General features: G+C 61.9%; 23 protein-coding genes. 8 read left to right on the top strand and 15 right to left on the bottom strand.

Annotation, left to right across the window (positions count from 1 at the left end; all coding sequences use genetic code 11):
- Positions 1-270: 270 nt before the first annotated feature.
- From FHP91_RS15625 to FHP91_RS15590, 8 genes are read right to left on the bottom strand one after another with little or no spacing between them, the layout of a single operon-like run.
- Positions 271-666: a CBS domain-containing protein gene (locus FHP91_RS15625; RefSeq protein WP_144310465.1), complete on the bottom strand. Its 396-nt coding sequence runs from the start codon at positions 664-666 to the stop codon at positions 271-273.
- A 3-nt stretch (positions 667-669) separates the two neighbouring features.
- On the bottom strand, positions 670-870 hold the full coding sequence (nqrM, locus tag FHP91_RS15620) for a (Na+)-NQR maturation NqrM (protein WP_144176776.1): 201 nt from the start codon (positions 868-870) through the stop codon (positions 670-672).
- 30 nt (positions 871-900) lie between these two features.
- Positions 901-2,127 carry an NADH:ubiquinone reductase (Na(+)-transporting) subunit F gene (nqrF, locus tag FHP91_RS15615; RefSeq protein WP_144310464.1) on the bottom strand — a complete coding sequence of 409 codons (1,227 nt, stop codon included), beginning with the start codon at positions 2,125-2,127 and terminating at the stop codon, positions 901-903.
- A gap of 15 nt (positions 2,128-2,142) precedes the next feature.
- Positions 2,143-2,751: an NADH:ubiquinone reductase (Na(+)-transporting) subunit E gene (gene nqrE, locus FHP91_RS15610; RefSeq protein ID WP_144176791.1), complete on the bottom strand. Its 609-nt coding sequence runs from the start codon at positions 2,749-2,751 to the stop codon at positions 2,143-2,145.
- 1 nt (position 2,752) lies between these two features.
- The gene (locus tag FHP91_RS15605; protein WP_144176793.1) at positions 2,753-3,421 is read right to left on the bottom strand and encodes an NADH:ubiquinone reductase (Na(+)-transporting) subunit D; all 669 of its coding nucleotides are present in this window, start codon (positions 3,419-3,421) and stop codon (positions 2,753-2,755) included.
- Positions 3,422-3,423: 2 nt separating this feature from the next.
- Positions 3,424-4,209, bottom strand: a complete 786-nt coding sequence (locus tag FHP91_RS15600; protein WP_144310463.1) for a Na(+)-translocating NADH-quinone reductase subunit C — start codon at positions 4,207-4,209, stop codon at positions 3,424-3,426.
- Positions 4,202-5,413: an NADH:ubiquinone reductase (Na(+)-transporting) subunit B gene (locus tag FHP91_RS15595; protein WP_144310462.1), complete on the bottom strand. Its 1,212-nt coding sequence runs from the start codon at positions 5,411-5,413 to the stop codon at positions 4,202-4,204. Before FHP91_RS15595 ends, FHP91_RS15600 begins: the two co-directional genes overlap by 8 nt.
- A gap of 2 nt (positions 5,414-5,415) precedes the next feature.
- The gene (locus FHP91_RS15590) at positions 5,416-6,828 is read right to left on the bottom strand and encodes a Na(+)-translocating NADH-quinone reductase subunit A (protein ID WP_246116331.1); all 1,413 of its coding nucleotides are present in this window, start codon (positions 6,826-6,828) and stop codon (positions 5,416-5,418) included.
- Positions 6,829-7,412: 584 nt separating this feature from the next.
- Between FHP91_RS15590 and FHP91_RS15585 the strand changes: the two genes are divergently transcribed.
- Complete coding sequence (locus FHP91_RS15585; protein ID WP_144176805.1) at positions 7,413-7,712, top strand: helix-turn-helix domain-containing protein; 300 nt, start codon at positions 7,413-7,415, stop codon at positions 7,710-7,712.
- Positions 7,713-7,730: 18 nt separating this feature from the next.
- Here the strand turns inward: FHP91_RS15585 and FHP91_RS15580 are convergent, their stop codons facing one another.
- Positions 7,731-8,570, bottom strand: coding sequence for a radical SAM protein (locus FHP91_RS15580; RefSeq protein WP_144310461.1), 840 nt, complete (start codon positions 8,568-8,570; stop codon positions 7,731-7,733).
- An 80-nt stretch (positions 8,571-8,650) separates the two neighbouring features.
- Between FHP91_RS15580 and queD the strand changes: the two genes are divergently transcribed.
- Positions 8,651-9,106: a 6-carboxytetrahydropterin synthase QueD gene (gene queD / locus FHP91_RS15575; RefSeq protein WP_144310460.1), complete on the top strand. Its 456-nt coding sequence runs from the start codon at positions 8,651-8,653 to the stop codon at positions 9,104-9,106.
- A 366-nt stretch (positions 9,107-9,472) separates the two neighbouring features.
- Complete coding sequence (locus FHP91_RS15570) at positions 9,473-12,850, top strand: transglutaminase family protein (protein WP_144310459.1); 3,378 nt, start codon at positions 9,473-9,475, stop codon at positions 12,848-12,850.
- 257 nt (positions 12,851-13,107) lie between these two features.
- Here the strand turns inward: FHP91_RS15570 and FHP91_RS15565 are convergent, their stop codons facing one another.
- Entirely contained in the window at positions 13,108-15,120 is a 2,013-nt protein-coding gene (locus tag FHP91_RS15565) for a sigma-54-dependent Fis family transcriptional regulator (RefSeq protein WP_144310458.1), read from the bottom strand.
- 297 nt (positions 15,121-15,417) lie between these two features.
- Here FHP91_RS15565 and pedF point away from each other — a divergent pair, with 297 nt between their 5' ends.
- The 4 genes from pedF to FHP91_RS15545 are packed head-to-tail and all read left to right on the top strand — an operon-like array spanning position 15,418 to position 18,202.
- Positions 15,418-15,849 carry a cytochrome c-550 PedF gene (pedF, locus tag FHP91_RS15560; RefSeq protein WP_144310457.1) on the top strand — a complete coding sequence of 144 codons (432 nt, stop codon included), beginning with the start codon at positions 15,418-15,420 and terminating at the stop codon, positions 15,847-15,849.
- A complete protein-coding gene (locus FHP91_RS15555; RefSeq protein WP_144310456.1) occupies positions 15,839-16,690 on the top strand; it encodes a substrate-binding periplasmic protein in 852 nt (283 codons plus the stop codon). Before pedF ends, FHP91_RS15555 begins: the two co-directional genes overlap by 11 nt.
- A 40-nt stretch (positions 16,691-16,730) precedes the next feature.
- On the top strand, positions 16,731-17,681 hold the full coding sequence (locus tag FHP91_RS15550; protein WP_144310455.1) for a beta-propeller fold lactonase family protein: 951 nt from the start codon (positions 16,731-16,733) through the stop codon (positions 17,679-17,681).
- Entirely contained in the window at positions 17,678-18,202 is a 525-nt protein-coding gene (locus FHP91_RS15545) for a cytochrome b (protein WP_144310454.1), read from the top strand. The genes FHP91_RS15550 and FHP91_RS15545 overlap by 4 nt, the downstream gene beginning before the upstream one ends.
- A 170-nt stretch (positions 18,203-18,372) precedes the next feature.
- On the opposite strand, the gene FHP91_RS15540 is transcribed toward FHP91_RS15545, so the two are convergent.
- From FHP91_RS15540 to exaC, 5 genes are all read right to left on the bottom strand, one after another.
- Entirely contained in the window at positions 18,373-18,783 is a 411-nt protein-coding gene (locus FHP91_RS15540; protein WP_144310453.1) for a VOC family protein, read from the bottom strand.
- 1 nt (position 18,784) lies between these two features.
- Entirely contained in the window at positions 18,785-19,369 is a 585-nt protein-coding gene (locus FHP91_RS15535; RefSeq protein ID WP_144310702.1) for a GNAT family N-acetyltransferase, read from the bottom strand.
- A 132-nt stretch (positions 19,370-19,501) separates the two neighbouring features.
- Positions 19,502-19,822, bottom strand: a complete 321-nt coding sequence (locus tag FHP91_RS15530; protein WP_144310452.1) for a c-type cytochrome — start codon at positions 19,820-19,822, stop codon at positions 19,502-19,504.
- Between the two features lie 19 nt (positions 19,823-19,841).
- Positions 19,842-20,216: a DUF779 domain-containing protein gene (locus tag FHP91_RS15525; RefSeq protein ID WP_144310451.1), complete on the bottom strand. Its 375-nt coding sequence runs from the start codon at positions 20,214-20,216 to the stop codon at positions 19,842-19,844.
- A gap of 145 nt (positions 20,217-20,361) precedes the next feature.
- Positions 20,362-21,882, bottom strand: a complete 1,521-nt coding sequence (gene exaC / locus FHP91_RS15520; RefSeq protein WP_144310450.1) for an acetaldehyde dehydrogenase ExaC — start codon at positions 21,880-21,882, stop codon at positions 20,362-20,364.
- 294 nt (positions 21,883-22,176) lie between these two features.
- Here exaC and FHP91_RS15515 point away from each other — a divergent pair, with 294 nt between their 5' ends.
- The gene (locus FHP91_RS15515; RefSeq protein ID WP_186301579.1) at positions 22,177-24,078 is read left to right on the top strand and encodes a sigma-54-dependent Fis family transcriptional regulator; all 1,902 of its coding nucleotides are present in this window, start codon (positions 22,177-22,179) and stop codon (positions 24,076-24,078) included.
- The last annotated feature ends 149 nt before the right edge of the window (positions 24,079-24,227 follow it).

Here is a 24,227-nt window from a genome sequence, read left to right as displayed (position 1 = left end):
TCAGAGCGGCGGCACCGCAGCAAGAAACACGCGGCATGGTGACGACCTGCCTCAACGGAAAGTCAGCGCGCTCACCGCGACAAACCAGCCAAGTACACGCGCCATGGCGGCCGCGTCCAACCGGAACCGTACCTGGCTCCGCCACCCCAGACTGAGCAATGAAAAACTCGCCCAAGACTGGAATGGCCTTTGAGCGGACCACACAGGCGGCGGGCGAGTATCAGAAAACACCCTTCCGGGCGTATACGCCCGGAAGGGATCAAGCGAGGCCTACCAAAGCCGCTCAAGCGCAGCCAAGGTGTTGTGACGCGACAATTGCCCAACCAGACGACCATCATCCATCACCGGATAGCAGCGATGGGCCTTGGTCACGAACATCTCGGCGGCATCGGTCAAGGTGGACTCGACGTCGATGGTGATCGCCGGTGACGACATGAACTGACTTACCTGACCGCCAAACTCCTCGTAATAGGTCGCGTTGAGCGCAGCCTTGAGGCAGTCCTTTTCAGACAGGAAACCCACCACTTTGCCCGCCTCATCAACCACTGGCGCACCACTCAGGTGATGGGTCAGCAATTGATGAACGGCCTTCAGTACTTCCATCTGGGGTGAAAACGACAGCGGATCCCGCGTCATATAATCTTTGACTTTCAACGAACGCAGCATGCTTTATTCCTTTCCTTCCGCCTGCGCTTTCATGCGAGCGCGTCGCTTCGGACAGGGTTTGGCACAGCCGGCCTCACATTCGAGCCCCACCGCACCCATCCCGCCACAACTTCCACCAATCGGCTTGCGACCGGCGATGACACCGATCGCCATCGCCAGCACCACAAAGAGAATGACCGCAAAGGTCACAACGAAAATACTCATCTCGCGCTCCTCGTCCGTCTGCCGACTCGATCAACCACCGAAGTCGTCGAGCATGATGTTTTCACGTTCGACACCGAGATCGACCAGCATGTTGATCACCGCCGAGTTCATCATCGGGGGGCCGCACATGTAGAACTCACAGTCTTCCGGCGCCGGGTGATCTTTGAGATAGTTCTCGTAGAGCACGTTATGGATGAAGCCGGTGTAGCCCGTCCAGTTGTCTTCGGGCAAGGGATCGGACAAGGCCAGATGCCAGGTGAAGTTCGGATTCTCTTCCTGCAGCTTGTTGAACTCGTCGACATAGAAGGTCTCGCGCAGGGAGCGCGCGCCGTACCAGAAAGTGATCTTGCGTGTGCTCTTGAGACGCTTGAGCTGGTCGAAGATGTGCGAGCGCATCGGCGCCATGCCGGCACCCCCGCCCACAAACACCATTTCGTTATCGGTCTCGCGGGCAAAGAATTCACCGAACGGACCGTACACGGTGACTTTGTCGCCCGGCTTCAAGCCGAACACCCACGAGGACATCTGCCCCGGCGGGATGTCATCACGATTCGGCGGCGGCGAGGCAACACGAATGTTGAACTTCACCACGCCCTCTTCTTCCGGGTAATTGGCCATAGAGTAAGCGCGGATGACGGTTTCATCCACCTTGGAGACAAAGCGCCACAGGTCGAACTTGTCCCAGTCGCCATGGAAGCGCTCTTCGATGTCGAAATCCTTGTAATTCACGACGTGCGGCGGGCATTCGAGCTGCACATAGCCGCCAGCGCGGAAGTCGACGCTCTCGCCATCCGGCAGGCGCAGCGTGAGTTCCTTGATGAAGGTCGCCACGTTGGGATTGGACTCGACGGTGCACTCCCATTTCTTGACGCCGAAGACCTCTTCCGGCACTTCGACCTTCATGTCCTGCTTGACCGGGGTCTGGCACGACAGGCGCCAGCCTTCGCCACGCTGGCGCTTGGTGAAGTGCGACTCTTCGGTGGGCAGCATTTCGCCGCCGCCTTCTTCGACGATGCACTTGCATTGCGCGCAGGTGCCACCGCCGCCACAGGCGGACGACAGGAAGATATTGTGATTGGCGAGGGTTTGCAGCAGCTTGCCGCCCGCCGGCACCGTCAGTTTGTGCTCACCATTGATATCGATCGTGACATCGCCGCTTGAGACCAGCCGTGCGCGCGCCATCAGAATGAAGACGACGAGGGCCAGCACGATCGCGGTGAACATCCCGATTGCGAGGATGATTTCCAGATTGTTCATTGGGTCTGTCCGTCCTTACAGCTGAACACCGGAGAAAGACATGAAGCCAAGCGACATCAGCCCGATGGTGATGAAAGTAATACCCAGGCCTTGCAGGCCCTCGGGCACATCGCTGTATTTGAGCTTCTCGCGAATACCTGCCAGCAGCGCAATGGCCAGCGCCCAGGAGAACCCGGATCCGAGGCCATACACCACGCTTTCGGACATGTTGTAATCGCGCTCGACCATGAACAGCGTGCCCCCGAGGATGGCGCAGTTCACGGTGATCAGCGGCAGGAACACGCCCAGCGCGTTGTACAGGCTGGGGACGTATTTATCGAGCAGCATCTCCAGAATCTGCACGATCGCGGCGATCACGCCGATGTAAGACAGCAGGCCGAGATAGGACAGATCGACGTCAGGGAAGCCGGCCCAGCCCAGCGCGCCTTCGCGCAACAGCAGATTGAAGATCAGGTAGTTGGCCGGCACGGTGATGGTCTGCACCACAACCACCGCCACACCAAGACCGATCGCGGTTTCGACCTTCTTCGAGATGGCAATGAAGGTGCACATCCCGAGGAAGAAGGCCAGTGCCATGTTCTCAATGAACACCGCCCGAACAAACAGACTGATGAGATGCTCCATATCAATGCACCTCCTGATTGGCGACTTGGGGCGCCAGCGTGAATGCCGGCGCTTCGACTTGATTCTTCTTCCAGGTGCGCAAACCCCAGATGATCAGACCGATCAGAAAGAAGGCTGAGGGCGGCAGCAGCAGCAGGCCGTTGGGCACATACCAGCCGCCATCCTTGGCCAGCGCCAGCACTTCGAAGCCCAGCAGCTTGCCGGCGCCGAAGAGTTCGCGGATCACGCCGAGCACGATCAGCATCACGCTATAGCCGAGGCCGTTGCCGATGCCGTCCATGAACGACAGCAGCGGCGGGTTCTGCATGGCAAAGGCTTCGGCACGGCCCATCACGATACAGTTGGTGATGATCAGGCCGACGAACACCGACAACTGCTTGGCCAGCCCGAAGGCGTAGGCACGCAGGATCTGGTCAACCACGATCACCAGCGAGGCGATAATCACCATCTGCACGATCATTCGGATCGAGCTGGGGATCTGCTTGCGGATCATCGAGATGAACAGGTTCGAGAACGCCGTCACCAGCGTGAGCGCAATCGACATGACCAATGCGGTCTTGAGATTGGACGTCACCGCCAGCGCCGAACAGATACCGAGGATCTGCAGGCCGATCGGGTTGTTGTTGAAAATCGGGTTGAGCAGTACTTCCTTGATGGTTTGCTTCGCCATGATCAGACCCCCTCTGCGCGCAGTTTTGCCAGATACGGGCCAAAGCCCTGCTCACCCAGCCAGAATTGCAGCAAACGATCGACACCATTGCTGGTCAGCGTGGCGCCAGCCAGCGCATCAACCTGATGCACGGCCGATGCGCTGGCAGGATCGACGCCGCCCTTGACGATACGAATGACCGGCTTGCCGGCGTCGTCAAAGAGTTGCTTGCCCGGCCAGAGGCCCTTCCACTTCGGGTTGTCGACTTCGCCACCGAGGCCCGGCGTTTCGGCATGCTGATAAAAACCGAGGCCAACGACGGTGTTCAGGTCGGCCTTGACAGCGATGAAGCCGTGCAGCGTCGACCACAAGCCATAGCCTCGAATCGGCAGGATCAGTGATTCGAGCTTGCCGTCCTGCTCCACGGTATAAACGGTCGTGTAACGCTCGCGCCGTTTGATCAGGGCAATATCTTCGTTGCCCGCCAGCTCGGCGGACAGCTTCGGATCGCGCGCCGCCTTGAGCGGATCGAAGGTCGTGGGGTCGAATTGATCGACATACTCGCCGGAGCTCAGATCCACCACCTTGGCGGCAATCCGCTCACCGAACAGCTTTTTCACCTCGGCGCCACTGAGCTTCGCCTCACCCAGGCCAGCAATGGCCAGAATGCTGCGCTGCTTGTCGAGCTGGCGATTCTCAACCTGGATCGGCTTGAGCGACACTGCCGCGCCGGCCACGAAGATCGAGCTCACCAGACTGACCGCCAACGCGACCATCAGCGTGCGGGAGGTCGTTTCCTTATTAGACATTACGGGCCAGCCTCCGCTTGATGTTTGCCTGCACCACAAAATGGTCGATCAGCGGCGCACACAGGTTGCCGAACAGGATGGCCAGCATCATGCCCTCGGGGAAGGCCGGGTTGACCACGCGGATCATCACCGCCATGCCACCAATGATGGCGCCGAAGATCCACTTGCCGGTATTGGTCATGGATGCCGACACCGGGTCGGTGGCCATGAACATCATGCCAAAGGCAAAACCGCCAAGCACCAGATGCCAGTACCACGGCATCGCGAGCATCGGATTGGTATCGGAACCGATAGCGTTGAACAGCAGGCTGATCACGATCATGCCCAGCATGACGCCCGCGACGATTCGCCAGGCGGCGATCCGCATGATCAGCAACGCAATGCCTCCGATCAAAATGGCCAGCGTGCTGGTTTCGCCCATTGAGCCCTGCATGACACCCAGAAACGCATCCGTCCAGGTCACGCCGGCCATCACGATCGCATCCACACCGCCGGCCGCACCATTGGCCAGCGCCGTTGCGCTGGTATAGCCGTCAACCGAGGTCCACACTGCATCGCCGGACAATTGCGCCGGGTAGGCAAAGAACAAGAACGCCCGCCCCGCCAGCGCCGGGTTGAGGAAATTCTTGCCCGTGCCACCAAACACTTCCTTGCCGATCACTACGCCGAAGCTGATGCCCAGCGCCACCTGCCACAAGGGAATTGACGGCGGCAGCGTCAGCGCAAAAAGCACGCCGGTCACAAAGAAGCCTTCGTTCACCTCGTGGCGACGAATCGTGGCGAACAGCACCTCCCAGAAACCGCCGACCACGAAGGTCACCAGATAAATGGGCAGAAAGTAGGCCGCGCCGTGAATAAAGTTATCCCAGACGCTGCCGGGATCGAAACCCGCCATCGACTGAATCAGCCCGATGCGCCAGCCCTCCTGGAGAGCCATCAGCTCAGCATTTGCAGCCAGTGCCGTGTTGGCCTGAAAGCCGACGTTCCACATGCCGAAGAACATGGCCGGAAAGGTACACAACCAGACCGTGATCATCATCCGCTTGAGGTCGAGGCCGTCACGGACATGCGATGTCGTTCGGGTCACGCTGCCGGGGCGGTAGAAGAAGGTATCGGCCGCTTCAAACAATGCGTACCACTTCTCGTACCTGCCACCCTTTTCGAAATGATGCTCGATCGAATCGAGGTATTGACGAAGCCCCATAATCAGCCTTCCTTCTCGATGCGGGCCAGGATATCCCTCAGGATAGGACCGTATTCATATTTACCGGCACAGACATACGTGCACAGCGCCAGATCGTCTTCGTCCAGTTCCAGCGCACCGAGCTTCTGCGCCATTTCGGTATCGCCGACCACCAGATAACGCAGCAGCTGCGTTGGCAGGATGTCCAGCGGCATGACCAGTTCGTAGTTGCCCACCGGCACCATGGCCCGCGGGCTCCCGTTGGTGGTGGTGGTCATATCCAGGCGTTTTTCGCCCAGCAACCTGGAGATGAAGATATTGAGTACCGAGTGCTTGTTCACGCCCGCACGCATGAAGTGCATGAACTCGCGGTCGTTGCCTTCTTTCAGACAAGACACCTGCTGGTGGTATGGCCCGAGATAGGCCAGCGCTTCACGCCCGGTACGCCCGCCGAACACCGAGCCGGAGATCAGACGGTTCTTGCCCGCGTTCAACTGCCCTTCGGTCAGCTCGACCAAACTGGCACCGACACGGGTGCGCACCAAACGCGGCTGCTTGACCACGGGCCCTGCCAGAGACACCACCCGGCTCACATCAAGCTGGCCGGTCGTAAACAGCTTGCCGATCGCGATCACGTCCTGCGCACCGACGTACCATGCCGTGCGGCTTTCACTCACAGGCGACAGGAAGTGGATATGCGTCCCCGGCAAACCGGCCGGATGCGGGCCTTCAAAATCGGCGCGCGCAATCTGCGCAGTGCCATCGGGCAGTGCAATCTTCGCACCCGGCGCAGCGCATACCCAGACCTTGCCCTCGGTCAGACGAGAGAGCACTTTCAAGCCGTTCTGGAAATCATCCGGGTGCTGAGCAATCAGCAGGGACACATCCGCCGCCAGCGGATGGGTATCCATCGCAGTGACAAGGATGGCGCTGGGTCGCGTCTGTGGATCGGGCACCTTGCTGAACGGGCGGGTTCGCAAGCTGGTCCACAGACCCGAAGCACAGAGTTGTTCCACCGCGCGGTCCGCATCCAGCGTCGCGAGACTTGCCGCGTCATGGGTATCGAACGTAACGGCTTCCTCGACCTCATCCACCCGGATCACGATCGACAACAAGGCGCGGCGTGCGCCTCGATGAATGGCGACGATTTCGCCCGCCCCCGGGGCGGTGTAACAGACGCCGGGTAGTTTCTTGTGCTCGAACAACGCTTGACCGCGCTTGACGCGATCTCCCTCGGCAACCCGCATGGTCGCTTTCAGGTCGTTGTAGTCAACACCAACGACTGCGACATGCTGTACCGGTGCCGCATCATGGATGCGCTGCTCCGGCACCCCGCTGATGGGTAGATCCAAGCCTTTCTGTAGCCTGAAATGCATGAAAACGTGCCTATCAATAGAGAGTGAGCAACAGAGCCACGCCATCCCGTCATGGGACATCGCAACCCCAGAGCAAAACGCCACGATGTTACCGATTGAAACGCTCTGCTTCCAGTCTTATAGAAAAACATTGCTGAATCGACCGTTCGGTCGATATTTTATGGCGAGCGATCTCTTCTTTTTTTGACCAATGACAAGGCATCTCACCTAACGGGATAGACATGAAATCACCTGCCGATCCACGATGCATCGGACATCACCGACGCGCATGTGTGTGATTTATTCCACGCCGCCGATTTCGCCGACGAACGGCAAAATCAGAATGCCATCCGAAATTCACGCGCCCTCCGGTACGCCCAATTCGCATCGCCTGGCATCCTAAAAGAACCTGACACCCAGCAACCACGCCGGTTTCGCCCGTTCCGGGTAGCAACAATCTCAAGGGCAACCCATACCCACGACCACGCAAACCCTCGATAGATATTCAAAAGAACTACTCACAAAGTCGAAAAAAATGCTTGTGTGGTTTCCAGAGAGTTTTCTATACTCCAACCATCGTATGACCAAAGTAGTAACGCGAACTCTTGTTCAAGAACTTGGTCATACCCCTACAAAATACGCAATATTGATGGAGCGCAAAGATCATGAAAGCCAACGACAAGATTGACGTTCGCGAAGTACGTCGCAAGCTCGGTCTCAACCAGTCCCAATTCTGGTCGCGCATTGGCGTCACCCAAAGCGGTGGCTCGCGCTATGAAAGCGGCCGTAACATCCCCCGCCCGGTTCAAGCACTGCTGCGTCTGGTTCACATCGAACAAGTCGACATCGAGAAGGTGCGACGTGACGACATGGAAATGGCCGACTATCTGAAAAAGTCCAACCCCGAGCTGTACAAGACGCTCAAGAAAGAAGCCCGCGCGGCACGCAAACCAAAGAAGGCGTGACCGGCCTCACGCCGGACATCAAGGGCTGACGCGAACCGTCAGCCCTTTTTCTTTGATGCGCTCGGCAATCAGCATCAGGCCCGCTTCATCCAGCGCGCTCACCCGCACGGCCTCCGGCTGCATTGAGGCGCGCACCACGCCATAGAGAAGAACACCTTCGAGCGCATCCAGCCCGGCCACCTCGAGCGTATTCAGATAGCCTGCCAACGCCGCCTCACTGGGCACCTCGCCATCCCAGGCAAACATGCAGGTCTGCACCCAGGTCGGACACAATTCGGCCGACTTTGCCAGTGCACGCGAGACCGACGCCGGGTCCAGATCCACGCCGTTGATACGCGCAATATCCTCACGACGCCCGCCGTCGACCTTGAACCACACCTCACCACCGCCCGCCGCCAACCGGCGCAACCCGTCCTGCACCGCGCGTCGCTTGACCAAAGATCCGTTGGTGATGAGCCGCACCGGCACCGCCGTCAATCCTGCCGCATCGCGTATCGCCAGCACGTCATTGACGATGTCGGCGAAGTCGCCCGCACTGGTCGGCTCGCCGTTGCCCGAAAATGCGATGTCCTTGATCGTTCGCAACCCCTCCGGCACATGCTGCTGCATGTAATCACCGTCGACCAGTGCACTCAGAAAACCGGACAACTCCTGGTGCAACTGAGCGCGGTCGATCAGCGGCGCGGCCCCACGCACAAGGTTGGGTACCTGGCAATACACACAATGCCAATTACACGCGTTGTTCGGATTCAGGTTGATGCCAACCGACACGCCGCCTGCGCGACGTGACAGCACCGGATAAACATAGGTCATACCGGCAAAATCGCGGCTGTGATCTGAGACGTTCAATAGCGTCATGACGGTGGTCCTTGCCTGCTGAAAAGCGCGATGGGAAGCGCCAATGATATAGAATTGCGCCCCTGACCTAGGGGAAACGCATGCGCATCACCCGCCGCCTGGAGTTCGACGCCGGCCACCGAATTCCTGACCATGCCAGCCAGTGCAAACACCTGCACGGGCATCGTTACGTCATCGAAATCACGCTCACCGGCGACATCATCCAGGCCGATGGCAACCCCGCCAACGGCATGGTGATGGACTTCGGCGACATCAAACGCATCGCCAAAACGCATCTGGTCGATCAGTGGGATCATGCTTTCCTGGCCTACCGTGGCGACGCGCCCATCGTCGACTTCCTCGCCAGTCTGCCCAATCACAAGACCGTATTGCTGGACGCCGTCCCGACCGCCGAGAACCTCGTCGTCATCGCCTTCCGCATTCTCGACGCGCACTACACCGACAGCTTCGGCAACCACCTCCGCCTCGAGCGCGTGCGCCTGTACGAAACCCCCAACTGTTGGGCCGACGCCACACGCGACATGGTTCAGGCCTAGTCGCTACCGCGTCTGCCCGACTGCCAGATGCACCGCAACGGTGCGCCACCGGCATCTCACGCCACGCAAACGGGCGGAATCTGCGCCGTCCGCCTTGTTTAGCCCGGAATACGCTTGGCACGAAGTGTGCACTCCCTGCACCGTAGCCACTCAAACAAAGCGCGTGTCACGCATGCATCCATCGCACCCCGCAGCCAACCACGCGCCCTGGCATCCGTTTCCACCCCAGTACAGCACGCCCTCGCGACCACATACCGACATGCAGAAATCCTTGTTATGCTGGCTTTCAAAGCACTCAGGTGATTCCCGCGCACCTGCACCCGCTGCCGTGGCGATTCTCGATTTTCCGTCTACAGGAGTTTGCCTGTGTCGATTCACGTTGCCCTGAACCATGTGACCGAGTACCACTATGACCGCCCGGTCGAACTCGGTCCGCAAGTCATTCGCCTGCGCCCCTGCGCTCACTCGCGTACGCCGATTCACGCCTACAGCCTGAAAGTCACGCCCGACAACTACTTCATCAACTGGCAGCAAGACCCGCAAGCCAACTGGCTGGCCCGGCTGGTCTTCCCCGAGCCGACCACGAGCTTTCGCGTAGAGGTCGATCTGGTCGCCGAAATGTCGGTCATCAACCCCTTCGACTTCTTCCTTGAGCCCCACGCGGAGGAGATTCCGTTCAAATACGAGGCGTGGCAACGCCATGAACTCGCGCCCTATCTTTACTGCCTGGACCTGAACAAAGACAACGCGCCCTTGTTCGCCCAGTACATCGCCGACGTCGATCTGACGCCGACCCGCAGTGTCGACTTCCTGGTCGCCATCAACACGCGCATCCAGAACGACATCAACTACACGATTCGCATGGAACCTGGCGTCCAGACGCCGGAAGAAACCCTCGAGAAGCGACTCGGCTCCTGCCGCGATTCGGCCTGGTTACTGGTGCAGGTGTTGCGCCACCTCGGGCTGGCCGCCCGTTTTGTCTCGGGCTATCTGATTCAGCTCACACCCGACGTCAAAAGCTTGGACGGCCCGCAAGGCACCGAGGTCGACTTCACCGACCTGCACGCCTGGTGCGAGGTCTACCTCCCCGGCGCGGGCTGGATCGGCCTCGACCCCACCTCGGGCCTGTTCGCCGGCGAAGGGCACATTCCCCTGTCCTGCACGCCCGAGCCCTCCTCTGCTGCGCCCATCACCGGCGCGGTCACCAAGAGCGAAGTCGAGTTCTCCCACTCGATGGAAGTCACCCGGGTACACGAAGCGCCGCGCGTCACCAAGCCCTACACCGACGAACAGTGGTCAGCCATCGAATCGCTCGGCCACCGCATCGACGAAGCCCTGGTCGCGCAGGATGTCCGCCTGACCATGGGTGGCGAGCCCACCTTTGTGTCCATCGACGACCCCGATGGCGACGAATGGAACACCGCCGCACTCGGCCCCACCAAGCGTCTGCTGGCCGCCGACGTGTTCCAGCATCTACGCGAAAAATACGCACCCAAGGGCCTGACCCACTTCGGTCAGGGCAAGTGGTACCCCGGCGAGCAATTGCCGCGCTGGAGCCTGAACTGCTTCTGGCGCGAAGATGGCGAGCCGCTATGGCACAACCCGGCCCTGCTGGGCGATGAGAAGAAAAACTACAAGGTCACCACCGACACCACTGAGCAGTTCTTGCGCAAGGTGGCGGAAAACCTCGGCCTCGCGCCCAAGCATGTCTTCCCGACTTTCGAGGACGTTTACTATTACCTGTGGCGCGAGCGCACCTTGCCGGTGAACGTCGATCCCTTCGACGCGCGCCTGAAAGACCCACTCGAGCGCGAGCGCCTGCGACGCGTTTTCGACAAGGGCCTGGACGCCGCGGTCGGTCATGTTCTGCCCGTGAACAAGAACACCGCGGGTCACTGGGAGAGCAGCGATTGGTATATGCGCACCGGCCGCTGCCATCTGGTGCCGGGCGACTCGCCCATCGGCTACCGCCTGCCGATCGACTCACAGCCCTGGGTCAAGGAAACCGACTACCCGCACGTCCTGCCACCCGACCCGATGCAGCCAGTCGTGCCGCTGCCCTCGCGCGCGCAGATCGCCACCCAGCTGCGCAGCCGCCGTCAGGCTGCCGTATCCGGCTCACCGGCGGCGTCGGCAGCCTCCGGTGCAGATGCAGGTGCAGGAGCCGAAGCGGGCACCGCCAACGCCCAAGGTCTGAGCAGCGCAGCGCCCGCGCACGGCGAATCGGCCACCAACATCACCCGTCTGGCCATGTGCGCCGAACCGCGAGACGGCCGGCTGTATGTGTTCATGCCGCCCACCAGCAGCCTCGAAGACTACGTCGAACTGCTGGTGGCCGTTGAAGATGCCGCCGACGCCATGTCGCTGCCGGTCATTCTCGAGGGTTATGAGCCACCCAAGGATCCGCGCGTCACGGTGTTCCGCGTCACCCCCGACCCCGGCGTCATCGAAGTCAACGTGCACCCGGCCAAATCTTGGGACGAGCTGGTCGAGCGCAGCGTTCACCTCTACGAAGCGGCCCGCATCAGCCGGCTCAGCACCGAAAAGTTCATGGTCGACGGCCGTCACACCGGCACCGGCGGCGGCAACCACTTCGTGCTTGGCGGCGCCACGCCGGCCGACTCGCCCTTCCTGCGCCGCCCCGACCTGCTCGCCAGCCTGATCGCCTATTGGCACAACCACCCCAGCCTGTCCTATCTGTTCTCCGGCCTGTTCATCGGCCCGAGCAGCCAGGCGCCGCGGGTGGATGAAGCGCGCAACGACAGCCTCTACGAGCTCGAACTCGCCTTCAAGCAGATGCCCGACGCAGGCCAGGAATCCCTGCCCTGGCAAGTTGACCGACTGCTGCGCAACCTGCTGATCGACGTCACCGGCAACACCCACCGGGCCGAGTTCTGCATCGACAAGCTCTACTCGCCCGACGGTGCGACCGGCCGCCTTGGCCTGCTGGAACTGCGTGCCTTTGAAATGCCGCCGCATGCGCAGATGAGCCTCGCCCAGCAACTGCTGCTGCGCGCCCTGGTCGCGCGCTTCTGGAAAACGCCTTATCAGCCGGATCGTCTCGCCCGCTGGGGCACCGAGCTGCACGACCGTTTCATGCTCCCGCACTTCGTCGCGCAAGACCTGAAAGACGTGATCGAAGAGACCCGCGATGCCGGCTTCCCGCTCGAATTCGGGTGGTTCGCCCCGCACCTCGAGTTCCGCTTCCCGCGTCACGGCGATGTCACCGTACGCGGCATGACGCTCGAAGTACGTCACGCCCTCGAACCTTGGCATGTCATGGGTGAAGAAGGCGCGGCCGGCGGCGCGGTGCGTTTTGTCGACTCGTCGGTCGAGCGACTCCAGGTCAAGCTCACCGGCATGGCGCCGGATCGCTACCGCCTCACCTGCAATGGCGAGACCGTGCCACTGCAAAACACCGGCACCGTCGGCGAGTTTGTGGCCGGCGTGCGCTACCGCGCATGGCAGCCACCGTCCTGCCTGCATCCGCTGATTCCGGTGCATGCGCCGCTGGTGTTCGACCTGGTCGACACCTGGACGCAACGCTCGCTCGGTGGCTGCCAGTATCATGTGGCGCACCCCGGCGGTCGCAGTTTCGACACCTTCCCGGTCAACGCTTTTGAGGCCGAAAGCCGCCGGCTGGCGCGCTTCTTCGCCTTTGGTCACACCCCCGGCAAGATCAACCCGCCGCCGGTGAACACCAATCCGGAGTTCCCCTTCACCCTCGATCTGCGCCGCCACTGAAATGGAAAAACCGGACTGCGCTTGTGGAAGCCAATCCGGGGCGCCAGCGAGGGAGAATCCTCGGTTGGCGACAAAGGCACTCCTTAAACTCACGCCAGTCGATGCACTCGACCGGATGACGCGCTCTGACCTTGATGCGGCTGACGATGTTGCACAAACCCGCTACGTCGTTGGCCTCGCCGGGCTTGGCCTCATCGCACCAGTGACCACCGAGGCACAACCAACCGGCGGCCCCATACCCGGCGCAAATCAAAGCCTTACATCCGGCCCAGCTTCCGGTACAAGGTATTGCGGCTGATCCCCAGCCGCCGCGCGGCGGCGGATACATTGCCGCCTTCCTCTTCGAGCACCTGCTCGATTGCCCGTTTTTCGATTGTTTCGAGCGACTCGGCTCCCTGCAGAGGCGCCACATCAATGCGCCGCGGCCGTGGCTCGGCCCGCTCAACGGGTTCGTCGGAATCGCTTTCCATGGCGAAAAGCTCTTCAGGCAAGTGGGTGGAATCGATCAGATCTTCATCGTCATCGAGCAGGGCCACCGCCACCCGCAGCGCGTTGTGCATCTGGCGGATATTGCCCGGCCAGCGATAGCGCTCGAAGAAGGTCAGCACCTCTTCCGACACCGCAATATCGCGCATGCCGTCGGTTTCAATCGCGATGATATTGGCCACGATGGCGCGGATATCCGTGCGCTCTCTCAACGACGGCAGGGTCACCGTGAGCCCGTTGACCCGGTAATACAAGTCTTGACGGAAGGCGCCCGTCTTGACCGCGTCGACCAGATTTCGGTGGGTCGCGCACACCAGCGACACATCCACCGGCACCGGCTTGGCGCCACCGAGCGGCGTCACGACCCGGTCCTGCAGCACGCGCAGCAGGCGCGCCTGCAGGTTGAGCGGCATGTCGCCGATTTCATCGAGAAACAAGGTGCCGCCACAGGCTTGCTGGATCTTGCCGGTATAGCCTTCCTTGCGTGCGCCGGTAAATGCGCCGCCGAGGTAGCCAAACAGCTCGGACTCGATCAGGTTCTCGGGGATGGCCGCGCAATTGAGCGCCACGAAAGGCGCGCTGCGCCGCGGACCGACATCATGAAAGGCCTTGGCGAACATCTCCTTGCCCACACCGGACTCACCGAGAATCAACAGCGGAATGTCTTTGCCGACCATGCGGGTGGCGCGTTGAATCGCCGCCCCCATGCGCGCATCACCGGTATCGAGACAGTCAAAGCTGACACGGCCATCGCTGCAGGCCGATTTACTTGTTCGCGCGGGTGCCGCGGCAATCTTCGTGGGGGCGGGCGGCGGCGCGGAACGGGCGGCAGGCATCAGCGCCGCAGGCATGTTCATGCGGGCATACACACGCTCGCCATGGCGGCGCGGCAGGGAGGACAAGGCATGCGGATCACGCATGCTCCGATCCACAAAAACACCAAAATTCTGATCGAACAACAGGCCGAAATCGAGCTGGCGCAGCATGTTGCGTGTGAGCTTGAGCAGCTCGAGTGCGCAGCGGTTGGCCCCAAGCAACTCGCCGCCCTGGTTGAAGGCCAACACCCCCTCTTGCAAGGAGCCGACGTATTCCATGCGCGGATGGAAAAACACCAGAATCTCGCGTCCGAACTCCGCCTCGAACAACCGCTTTTCGAGCAGCTGAGCGGACATGCGGACCAAGCCAAGCGTGTGCCGTTCGTGTGAGCGGGAGTCGCCGGAGATATCGAGCACCCCCATCAACTGACCGCCGGCATCAAAAATGGGCGACGCACTGCAGGTGAGGAAGGCATTGCAATCGAAGAAGTGTTCGGCACCCACCACCTCGACAGGGCGTTGCTCGGCAATCGCGGTGCCGATGGCATTGGTGCCGCGCAGCCCCTCGGCCCACTGGGCACCGGCCTTCAGCGCAACCTGATCGGCACGGCTGACAAAATCGGCATCGCCCATGCCTTCGAGCACGAGTCCGTTGCCGTCGGACAAAATCACCACACTGCCAGTCGATCGGATTTGTTCATACAGATGACTGAGCACGCCGCGGGCATGGGAGAGCAAAAACGCATTGCGATCGCGCGTCTCGCGCAGCTGGCTGTCCGTCACCGGATCCACGCCAGCAGAACGCGCCGACGCCTCCAGCCCGACCTGTATGCAGCGCGACCAGGAATTGGCGACAGTCCCCACCATGGGCACCAGCGCGTCGGCCGGTGCGCCTTGCTCAAAAAACGCCGTGCGAGCGTCGCGAACGCGGACATCGCGGTGCTCCACTGATTGCAGCGGATTCTCCATCGTCTCCTCCATGCAGCTATTTTTTATTATTTTTCTGATAGTTATGCGGACCTGTTCCTCTACGTAGCAACTGCTCCAAGCTGGAGCAAGCTGGGCAGATCCCTGTGTCACCTATCACGCAACTAGTGTGCCAGCGAACACTGACAAATGGCTGACCATCCGTCGCTTGGGCGATATCAGCCGCTTCCGAGCGGGATGAACGCGCCGTGAAAGCAACTGGCACAGCCTTTGCGGGGGAGAGCTCACCCCCTGCCCTCGAGCAGTGGATCGAACTCAACCAAGATAGAGGAACCAGTCATGCCTTACCTCCCCGCTCTCCGTCCCTTGCGCCACGCTGCGGTGATCCTCGCCCTCGGCGTCTCGGGCCACGCCCTTGCGCACGGTGACGTGACACCGCAAGCCGTCGATACCAGCACATTGAAGTCGCTCGGTGCCGACTGGCTGCCCGAGAACCCCTACCGGGGCGACAAGGAAGCCATCCGCATTGGCGACTCCGCCTACAACCAGAACTGTGCGCGCTGCCACGGCCTGGGCGGCATCTCCGGCGGTATCGCGCCTGACCTTCGCATGCTGCCCGAGGGCATGGAAGGCGATGAGATCTTCATGCAGCGCATTCGCAACGGCGCCACCCGCAACGGCAAGGTCTATATGCCCCCGTTCGAAGGTATTCTGCAGCAAGAGGCCATGTGGTCGATTCGTGCCTGGCTGGAGACTGTCCATGAAGAATAATCTACGCCGTATTGCACTTGGCTCGATCGCGGCCGTCGCCTGCCTGGCGGCCAGCCTGAGCCACGCCACCGCCGCCGACGCGCTGGAAATTCAGCAGCCGGGCCGCCTGCGCATTGCCGTGTATGCCGACTTTCCGCCCTATTCCGCCAAAGGCAAAGGCGTCGACATTGCCATCGGCCGAGAGCTGGCCAAGCGCATGGGGCTGACCGCCGATGTGGTTGAAGTCACCGCAGACGAGGACATGAACGACGACCTGCGCAACATGGTGTGGAAAGGTCACTACCTGGGCACCCGCCCCGGCGACGTGATGCTCCATGTCCCGGTGGATCAGCGCCTCGCCGAACTCAATGACAAGGTGCGCATCTTCGCCCCCTACCACCTCGAATCACTTGCCGTCGCGCGCGATCCGTCGCGCGTGCCGCCGGTCAAAGGCTCGGCCGCCACCGCGCTGGAGGTGTTCACCCGCGAAAAGATCGGCGTCGAAACCGCCAGCCTCGCTGACGACTTCCTGCTCGGCGTGCTCAATGGCCGACTGCGCGACAACGTGGTGCACTTCAAGACCGTCAATGACGCCGTCGCCGCGCTCAAGGCCGGCAGCATTGCCGCGGTGATGGCCTCACGCGCCGAGATCGAGGGTGCGCTGGGTGCGCCGGGGCACATTGATGTCGGCCCCGTCTCGATGCCGGAGCTGCGCATCAAGGGCTGGTCGCTGGGCATGGCCGTCAAGGCGGACAGCACGCTGCTGGCCGAGGCACTCTCGCAGGCCATGATCGACATCCAGCGTGATGGCACACTGGCACGCATCTTCAAAGAGCACGGCATCACTCACCAAACCCCCTGACCACAGAATCGATGGCATGACCATCGGCGAGGAGACACCCATGCGTAAAACAACGCTTAAAGCGGCGCTAGCCCTGACGTTCTATGGCTTTGCCGGCGCCGTTCTGGCTGCGCCACTGGCCTACGTACCCAACGAAAAATCGGGCACGGTCAGCGTTATCGACACCGCCACCGACACCGTCACCACCACGCTGAAGATCAGCGAACGGCCGCGCGGCATCGCCATCGCGCCCGATGGCAGCCGGCTGTATCTGACCGACTCGCCGACCGAATCGCTCATCGTGGTCGACCTGGCCAGCGGAAAACCTGTTGCCAGCTGGAAACTGGGCGACTCGCCCGAGGGCCTGTACATCTCTCGCGACGGCAAGCTGCTGGCCGCGGCAGTTGAAGAGGACAACAGCGTCGCCCTGCTCGAAGCGGTCACCGGCAAGACGCTGGCGCACATCAAGGTGAAGGGTGAAAACCCCGAGCACGCCGTCTTCAGCCCCGACGGAAAATGGCTCTACGCCAGCGCCGAAGACGCCGAACAAGTCGACGTGATTGACGTCGCCGCCATGAAGCAGGTTGCGCAGATTCCGGTCGCCAAACGTCCGCGCGGCATCGGCTTTACGCCCGACGGCAGCCGCGCCTACGTGGCCTGCGAGATCGGCAACACCGTGTTCGCCATCGACGTGGCCACTCACACCGTGATCGCCAGCATCCCCGCCGGCAAGTTCTCCAACGGCATCGCCATCAGCCCAGACGGCAAGCGGGTGTATGTCTCCAATGGCAAGGACGCCACCGTCATGGCCATCGACACCGCGACCAACACCGTGGTGGGTACCGTGCCGGTCGGCAAGCGCCCGTGGAACATGGCGATCACGCCCGACGGCGCCAAGCTGTACGTGGCCAACGGCCGCTCCGACACCGTCACCGTGATCGACACCGCCAGCCTCAAGGCGATCAAGGATGTCCCGGTCGGCAGCTTCCCGTGGGGCGTGGTGATCCGATGAACCCGCGTTACAGCCGCGTCGCCATGGGTCTGCACTGGCTCATGGCGGTGCTCGTGATCGGGCTGATTGGCTGGGGGCTGTGGATGTCCGACCTGCCCAAAGGGCCGGAGCGCGGCTGGGCGATCGGCATTCACAAATCCTTCGGGATGCTGGCCTTGATGCTTGTTTTTGTGCGTCTGGGCTGGCGCATCAGCCACCGCCCGCCGCCAAACCAGGCGCTGACAACCATCGAAACACGCCTGGCCAACGCCGCACATCACCTGCTGTATGTGCTGCTGGTGGTGGTGCCGAGCATGGGGCTGACCTCGGTCAATTTCACCAAGTACCCGCTCAAGTTCTTCGGCGTCGAAATTCCAAAAGCCGGCTGGCCGGACGACACCCTTAACACACTGTTCAGCACCACCCACAAGTATCTGGCCTGGACGCTGATCGCGCTGATCGTGCTGCATGTGGCTGCCGCCATTCGTCACGCCGTACGTCGGGACGGCACTTTGCAGCGGATGCTGCCAGCCAGGCGCTGAACACCTCGCGATACACATGTGCATCGAAACGGCACATCTGCTCCATTTCGGAACAGGTGTGCCGTGCAAGTCTTGTGGCCGCTACGTCAACCGCCTGGCAACGATGGCCGAAGTACGATCAAAAAAGTGCTTCCGCGGCTTAGAAACATCGCGCCCGGCACCCGCGACGATCAATCATCGTGCGGACCAATCCAGGCAAACGGGTTGTAGGCCAGCTCCCACAAATAGCCGTCCGGGTCCTTGAAGTAGCCGCTGTACCCACCCCAGAACACCTTTTGCGGCTCTTTGGCCAGCGTCGCACCCGCAGCCAGCGCCTGCGCCATCACTTGGTCCACCTCGGCTTCGGATGCCAGATTGTGGGCCAGCGAAAAACCGGGAAAGCCTTCGCCCTCCTTGCTCACCTGTGCGTCCTCGGCCAGCGCATCGCGCCCATACAGCCCGAGCCAGGTGCCATTGAGCGTGAAGAACGCAACCCCCGGCGGCGATTCCATACGCGGAAAATCCAGGCCTTCTTCGTAAAAATGGATGGATGCGGCCAGATCGCGCACCCCCAGGGTGATCATGCTGATACGCGGCTTCATGTCATTTCCTCCGTGGTCTGAGCCCCTGCGCATGCCACTGCGCGATAGACAAACGGTACCAGCAGTGCGCACGCAAGGGGCTGCCATCGGCCAGCGATGGATGCATGAACTGCCCCGTCTGACGCATCCCGAGGCGCGACATGACCGCGCGGGAGCGAATATTGATGGTGGCGGTAAACGACACGATCTCGGACAGTGCCAGTTGCTCAAAGCCCACCGCCAATGCGCCGCGCGCCGCCTCGCTGGCATAGCCCTGCCCCCAGAACGGCAGCGCCAGGCGCCAGCCAATCTCCACGCAAGGTGAAAGCGGCAAGGCAGCGGGGGGCTCATGCAAACCCACAAAACCGATGAACTCGCCGGTGCGTTTCAGCTCGCAGGCCCAGAAGCCCCAGCCCCGCGCCTCGATCAGCGCCGCACAGCGTGCTGCCAAGGCGTCGCTGGCCGCACGGCTTAGCGGCGAGGGAAAAAACGCCATCACCTCCGGATCGGCATTGAGCGCCGCGAACGGCCCGCGGTCGGTCGTCCGCCACTGGCGCAGACGCAAACGTTCCGTTTCAAACTCGATCGCCGCCTCGGCTGTCAGCATGCTCACCGCGCTCTCCTCTATCGCTTCAGCATAGAAAAGCCGCGCCGCGGCGTCCACGCAAGAGACCGGCCAGCCGGCTCTGATTCACATCAGTCCGGCGGGCCGGCCCACCACATGACGACAATACGCGACTTACTTTTCTGCGCCCGCCAGAATCCAGTCGATGGCGACCTTCAAATTGTCGTCGCTGATCTTGGCTTCGTCATTCGGCGTCATCGGGATCTGCCCCCAGACACCGGCTCCGCCCTCACGCACCTTGGCAAACAAGGCGGTCTGTGCATCGGCCTGACCGGCGTATTTGGCGGCGATATCGCGGAAGGCCGGGCCCACCATTTTCTTGTCGAGCGCATGGCAACTGATGCAGCGCGCCTTTTTAACCACATCGTATGAGGCCAAGGCCGGCTGAATACACCCGAGTGCAAGCGCAGCAACGAGCAAGAGTTTTGTACGCATGAAAATTTCCTTGAATGAATTATCTCACCAGGCCGGAGGCTTCAAGCTCGGCCCACTCAGCATCGGTAAACAGACGGGATCGCGTATGAAAGGACACGCCTTCGGGCCCCTCCAGCGAGAAAGTGCCGCCCCCTCGCGCCTCTATCACGTCGATGATCAATTGGGTGTGCTTCCAGTACTCGTACTGCGAACTGCTGATGTAAAACGGGGTACCGCCGATTTCGCCGAGAAACACGTCGCTGTCGACGGTGATCTCGCCCTTCAGGTAGCAATTGGCAGCGCTGCCATCACAGCATCCGCCCGACTGATGAAACAATAGATCGGGGCCGTGCTTGGCCTTGAGCCGTTCAATCAACGCCAGGGCGGCGTCGGTGGCTATCACTCGGTCGATCATGAAACACTCCTTTAACACGCCGCCAGACAAGAAAAACGGGGCGACCGAAGCCGCCCCGAAAAGCTCCTGACTGCGAGGAGGGAGAACACAGTGTGCGGCCGGACCGGGAGCATCCGCGCCCGGCCGCGTGTGGCTTGGAAGTTGTTTAGAAGAAGCCCAGCTTCTCTTCCGCATAGCTCACCAGCAGGTTCTTGGTCTGCTGGTAGTGGTCGAGCATGACCTTGTGCGTTTCGCGACCGATGCCCGACTCCTTGTAGCCGCCGAAGGCAGCGTGCGCCGGGTAGGCGTGGTAGCAATTGGTCCACACACGGCCAGCCTGAATGGCGCGACCCATGCGGTAAGCGACGTTGCCGTTACGGCTCCAAACGCCAGCACCCAGGCCGTACAGCGTGTCGTTGGCAATCGCCAGGGCTTCGGCTTCGTCCTTGAAGGTGGTCACGGCCAGCACCGGCCCGAAGATCTCCTCCTGGAAAATGCGCATCTTGTTGTGGCCCTTGAACAGCGTCGGCTGAATGTAATAGCCCTCGGCCAGATCACCTTCGAACTGCGCCGGGCTACCGCCGCACAGCAGGCTCGCGCCTTCCTGACGGCCCAGATCCAGATAGGAACCGATCTTGTTCATCTGCTCGGCAGAGGCCTGCGCCCCCATCATGGTTTCGGTATCAAGCGGGTTGCCCTGCTTGATGGCCTTCACGCGGGCCAGGCAGCGGTCCATGAACGCGTCGTAGATCGATTCGTGGATCAGCGCGCGGCTCGGGCAGGTGCACACTTCGCCCTGATTGAAGGCAAACAGCACCAGGCCTTCAATGGCCTTGTCGAGGAAGCCGTCGTCCTTGTCCATCACGTCGGCAAAGAAGATGTTGGGCGACTTGCCACCGAGCTCCAGCGTGGCCGGAATCAGGTTGTTGGCAGCGGCCTGGGCGATCACGCGGCCGGTCGAGGTCGAGCCGGTAAAGGCGATCTTGGCGATGCGCTTGCTGGTGGCCAGCGGCATGCCGGCTTCGCGACCAAAACCGTTGACGATGTTGAGCACGCCCGGCGGCAGGATATCGGCGATCAGTTCCATCATGAGCAGGATCGAGATCGGGGTCGACTCGGCCGGCTTGAGCACGACGCAGTTGCCGGCGCCAATGGCGGGCGCCAGTTTCCAGGCTGCCATCAGGATCGGGAAGTTCCACGGAATGATCTGACCCACCACGCCCAGCGGCTCGTGGATGTGATACGCCATGGTGTTTTCGTCGATTTCCGAAATGCCGCCTTCCTGCGAACGCAGGCAGCCGGCAAAGTAACGGAAGTGGTCAATCGCCAGCGGAATGTCGGCGTTCAGCGTCTCGCGAATCGCCTTGCCGTTATCCACGGTCTCGGCGTAGGCCAGCAGCTCCAGGTTGGCTTCGAGGCGGTCGGCGATCTTCAGCAGCGTGTTGGAGCGGGTCGTCGCGTCGGCCTTGCCCCACTTGGGGAAGGCCGCATGGGCGGCGTCGAGCGCCAGTTCGATGTCTTCAGCGGTGGAGCGCGCCACCTGCGTATAGGGCTTGCCGGTGATCGGCGTCACCACATCAAAGTACTGACCCTTGACCGGTGCAACCCACTTGCCACCGATGAAGTTGTCGTAACGGGATTTGTATTGGACTTTGGCGCCATCTTGGCCAGGCATCGCGTAGATCATGGTGTCTCCAGTGTTATGAACGATTCGGGTGCGGACACTCGTCCGTCGCAGAACACCATCGCAGGCACCGTGCCAAGCCGCACCGACCAACCGGAATTCCAATCGAATCCCACGCCACACAAGGCATGACGCGCCGGCTACGGCGCCGCGCCCATTGCCCAGGCAGGCAAGTGCACACCGCACGGGATGCTTCGAAAAAGCACACCTGTTCCATCATGGAGCGCTTCCGGGCAGATGGCACACCTGAAAAGCACCGGTTCACGCCCGTCTACGAGCGGCACGAATCCTGCTGACATGACACCCATGTCGCCGCCCAAACCCGCCGCTGCCAACACCCCGCACATCGACGCCTCCTGGCAGCGCTCGACCGACTACGGCCTCAGCCCCGAGCATCCGCTGCATCTGGACATCGCCAGCCGCTCGCTGCTCGCCGAGCGGCTCGAAGCCAACGCCCGGCTGATGAGCTTTGCCCAGCCGGTCATGGAATACCTGCATCGTCAGCTCACCCAGTCATCATCCATGGTCTTGCTGGCCGACCGTGACGGGTTGGTGCTGCGCACCGTGGGCGACGGCGATTTTGTCGACCGTGCCCAGCGCGTCGCCCTCGCCCCCGGCGCCCACTGGCGCGAAGCGGTGATGGGCACCAATGCCATCGGCACCGTCGCGCATGAATCGCGCACCATTGCCGTGTGCGGCGAGCAACACTTTCTGGAGCGCAACCGCTTCCTCACCTGCATCGCCACGCCCATCCACGCCCCCACCGGCGGCATGCTCGGCATCCTTGACCTATCGAGCGACACCCGCGTCACCCTGCCTCACGCCCAGGCACTGCTCACCTCCACCGCCGAGATGATCGAACACCGGCTGATCGAATCGCTCGACACCGGCAAAGTCATCGTGCGCTTCAGCCCCCACGCCGAAATGCTCGGCACGCCCATCGAAGGCATCGCCCTGTTTGACGACGCCGGCCGCATGATCGGCTGCAACCGTCGCGCCCGCGCCCTGCTCGGCCTCGCCGACCCCACCGCGCTGCCCGACTTCACCACCTGCTTTCAGCGCGACTGGCGCCGCCTGCCGCATCTCGTCGAGGCCTGTGCCACCGGCCCGATTCTGCTGCGCACCTCACCGCCGCCCGCGCTGTCGGCCCGCCTGCAGTGGCGCAACCCGCCGCCACCGACCCCGCATTACAGCCAGGCGGTGCCCACGGTGCTGCATAAAACCACCGGGCCAAAAAGCGGCTTCGACACGCTCGACCACGGCGACCCGCGCATGCAGCTGGCCATCCGCCGCGCCCGACGCATCGCCGGGCACGACATCCCGCTGCTCATCCAGGGCGAAACCGGCTCCGGCAAAGAACTCTTTGCCCGCGCCTACCACGCCGACGGGCCGCGCCGCGACGCGCCCTTCGTCGCCGTCAATTGCGCCGCCATTCCCGCCACGCTGATCGAATCCGAACTCTTCGGCTACGCCGCCGGCGCCTTCACCGGCGCCAAAGCCAAAGGCGCCCCCGGCCGCCTCCAAGATGCCGACGGCGGCACCCTGTTTCTCGACGAAATCGGCGACATGCCACTCACCCTGCAAGCCGTGCTGCTGCGCGTGCTCGAAACCCGACGCGTCACCCCGCTCGGCAGCAGCGATGAAACCCCTATCGACATCGCCCTCGTCTGCGCCAGCCACCGGCCGCTGCACACCCTGGTCGCCGAAGGCGCCTTCCGTGCCGACCTGCTCTTTCGGCTCAACGGCCTCTCCGTCACCCTGCCCGCCTTGCGCGAGCGCGCCGACTTCGACCGCTTCCTCGACACCTTGCTCGCCGACGCCGCCGACGGCCGCCCCATCCGCCTGGCCGATATCGTGCGCAGCCAACTACGCGCCTACCCCTGGCCCGGCAACGTCCGCCAACTCAAGAACGCCCTGCGCGTCATGATCGCCCTGCTCGACGACACCGACACCGTCATCGATCTCAAGCACCTGCCCGAAGACCTCGTCACCGCCATCGCCAACACCCCGGCCCACACCCCGGCCGCCGAAGACCTGCGCAGCTGCGAACAACGCCTCGTCCGCGCCTGCCTGCAACGCCACGGCGGCAACGTTTCGGCCGCAGCAAGAGAGCTCGGCATCACCCGAACCACGCTGTACCGGAAATTGCGTCAGGATGACAATGCCACACCAAACAACCCGCCCAACGAACCAACGTAAATCAAAGGACACATAGGTTGGGTTAAGCGCAGCGAAGCCCAACAACCGCCACCTCGCCACGAGAAAAACATTCGAACCATCGCGTTGGGCTTCGCTCCGCTCAACCCAACCAACCCAACCTACCCCGCCTGAAAAGACAGGAGACACCC

Origin of the sequence: Denitromonas halophila, assembly GCF_007625155.1 — a bacterium.
GTDB lineage: Bacteria > Pseudomonadota > Gammaproteobacteria > Burkholderiales > Rhodocyclaceae > Nitrogeniibacter > Nitrogeniibacter halophilus.
This window is presented reverse-complemented; position numbering and strand designations above follow the sequence as displayed.

Excerpts from the sequence above, each read along its gene's own strand:
- FHP91_RS15545 (WP_144310454.1), top strand. The coding sequence starts at position 17,678 with ATGAACCCGCGTTACAGCCGCGTCGCCATGGGTCTGCACTGGCTCATG.
- FHP91_RS15540 (WP_144310453.1), bottom strand. The coding sequence starts at position 18,783 with ATGAAGCCGCGTATCAGCATGATCACCCTGGGGGTGCGCGATCTGGCC.
- FHP91_RS15515 (WP_186301579.1), top strand. The coding sequence starts at position 22,177 with ATGACACCCATGTCGCCGCCCAAACCCGCCGCTGCCAACACCCCGCAC.
- FHP91_RS15535 (WP_144310702.1), bottom strand. The coding sequence starts at position 19,369 with ATGCTGACAGCCGAGGCGGCGATCGAGTTTGAAACGGAACGTTTGCGT.
- FHP91_RS15585 (WP_144176805.1), top strand. The coding sequence starts at position 7,413 with ATGAAAGCCAACGACAAGATTGACGTTCGCGAAGTACGTCGCAAGCTC.
- FHP91_RS15565 (WP_144310458.1), bottom strand. The coding sequence starts at position 15,120 with ATGGAGAATCCGCTGCAATCAGTGGAGCACCGCGATGTCCGCGTTCGC.
- FHP91_RS15550 (WP_144310455.1), top strand. The coding sequence starts at position 16,731 with ATGCGTAAAACAACGCTTAAAGCGGCGCTAGCCCTGACGTTCTATGGC.
- pedF (WP_144310457.1), top strand. The coding sequence starts at position 15,418 with ATGCCTTACCTCCCCGCTCTCCGTCCCTTGCGCCACGCTGCGGTGATC.
- FHP91_RS15595 (WP_144310462.1), bottom strand. The coding sequence starts at position 5,413 with ATGGGGCTTCGTCAATACCTCGATTCGATCGAGCATCATTTCGAAAAG.
- nqrF (WP_144310464.1), bottom strand. The coding sequence starts at position 2,127 with ATGAACAATCTGGAAATCATCCTCGCAATCGGGATGTTCACCGCGATC.
- FHP91_RS15625 (WP_144310465.1), bottom strand. The coding sequence starts at position 666 with ATGCTGCGTTCGTTGAAAGTCAAAGATTATATGACGCGGGATCCGCTG.
- FHP91_RS15555 (WP_144310456.1), top strand. The coding sequence starts at position 15,839 with ATGAAGAATAATCTACGCCGTATTGCACTTGGCTCGATCGCGGCCGTC.
- FHP91_RS15590 (WP_246116331.1), bottom strand. The coding sequence starts at position 6,828 with ATGTCCCATGACGGGATGGCGTGGCTCTGTTGCTCACTCTCTATTGAT.
- FHP91_RS15525 (WP_144310451.1), bottom strand. The coding sequence starts at position 20,216 with ATGATCGACCGAGTGATAGCCACCGACGCCGCCCTGGCGTTGATTGAA.
- exaC (WP_144310450.1), bottom strand. The coding sequence starts at position 21,882 with ATGATCTACGCGATGCCTGGCCAAGATGGCGCCAAAGTCCAATACAAA.
- queD (WP_144310460.1), top strand. The coding sequence starts at position 8,651 with ATGCGCATCACCCGCCGCCTGGAGTTCGACGCCGGCCACCGAATTCCT.
- FHP91_RS15530 (WP_144310452.1), bottom strand. The coding sequence starts at position 19,822 with ATGCGTACAAAACTCTTGCTCGTTGCTGCGCTTGCACTCGGGTGTATT.
- FHP91_RS15605 (WP_144176793.1), bottom strand. The coding sequence starts at position 3,421 with ATGGCGAAGCAAACCATCAAGGAAGTACTGCTCAACCCGATTTTCAAC.
- FHP91_RS15600 (WP_144310463.1), bottom strand. The coding sequence starts at position 4,209 with ATGTCTAATAAGGAAACGACCTCCCGCACGCTGATGGTCGCGTTGGCG.
- nqrE (WP_144176791.1), bottom strand. The coding sequence starts at position 2,751 with ATGGAGCATCTCATCAGTCTGTTTGTTCGGGCGGTGTTCATTGAGAAC.
- FHP91_RS15580 (WP_144310461.1), bottom strand. The coding sequence starts at position 8,570 with ATGACGCTATTGAACGTCTCAGATCACAGCCGCGATTTTGCCGGTATG.
- nqrM (WP_144176776.1), bottom strand. The coding sequence starts at position 870 with ATGAGTATTTTCGTTGTGACCTTTGCGGTCATTCTCTTTGTGGTGCTG.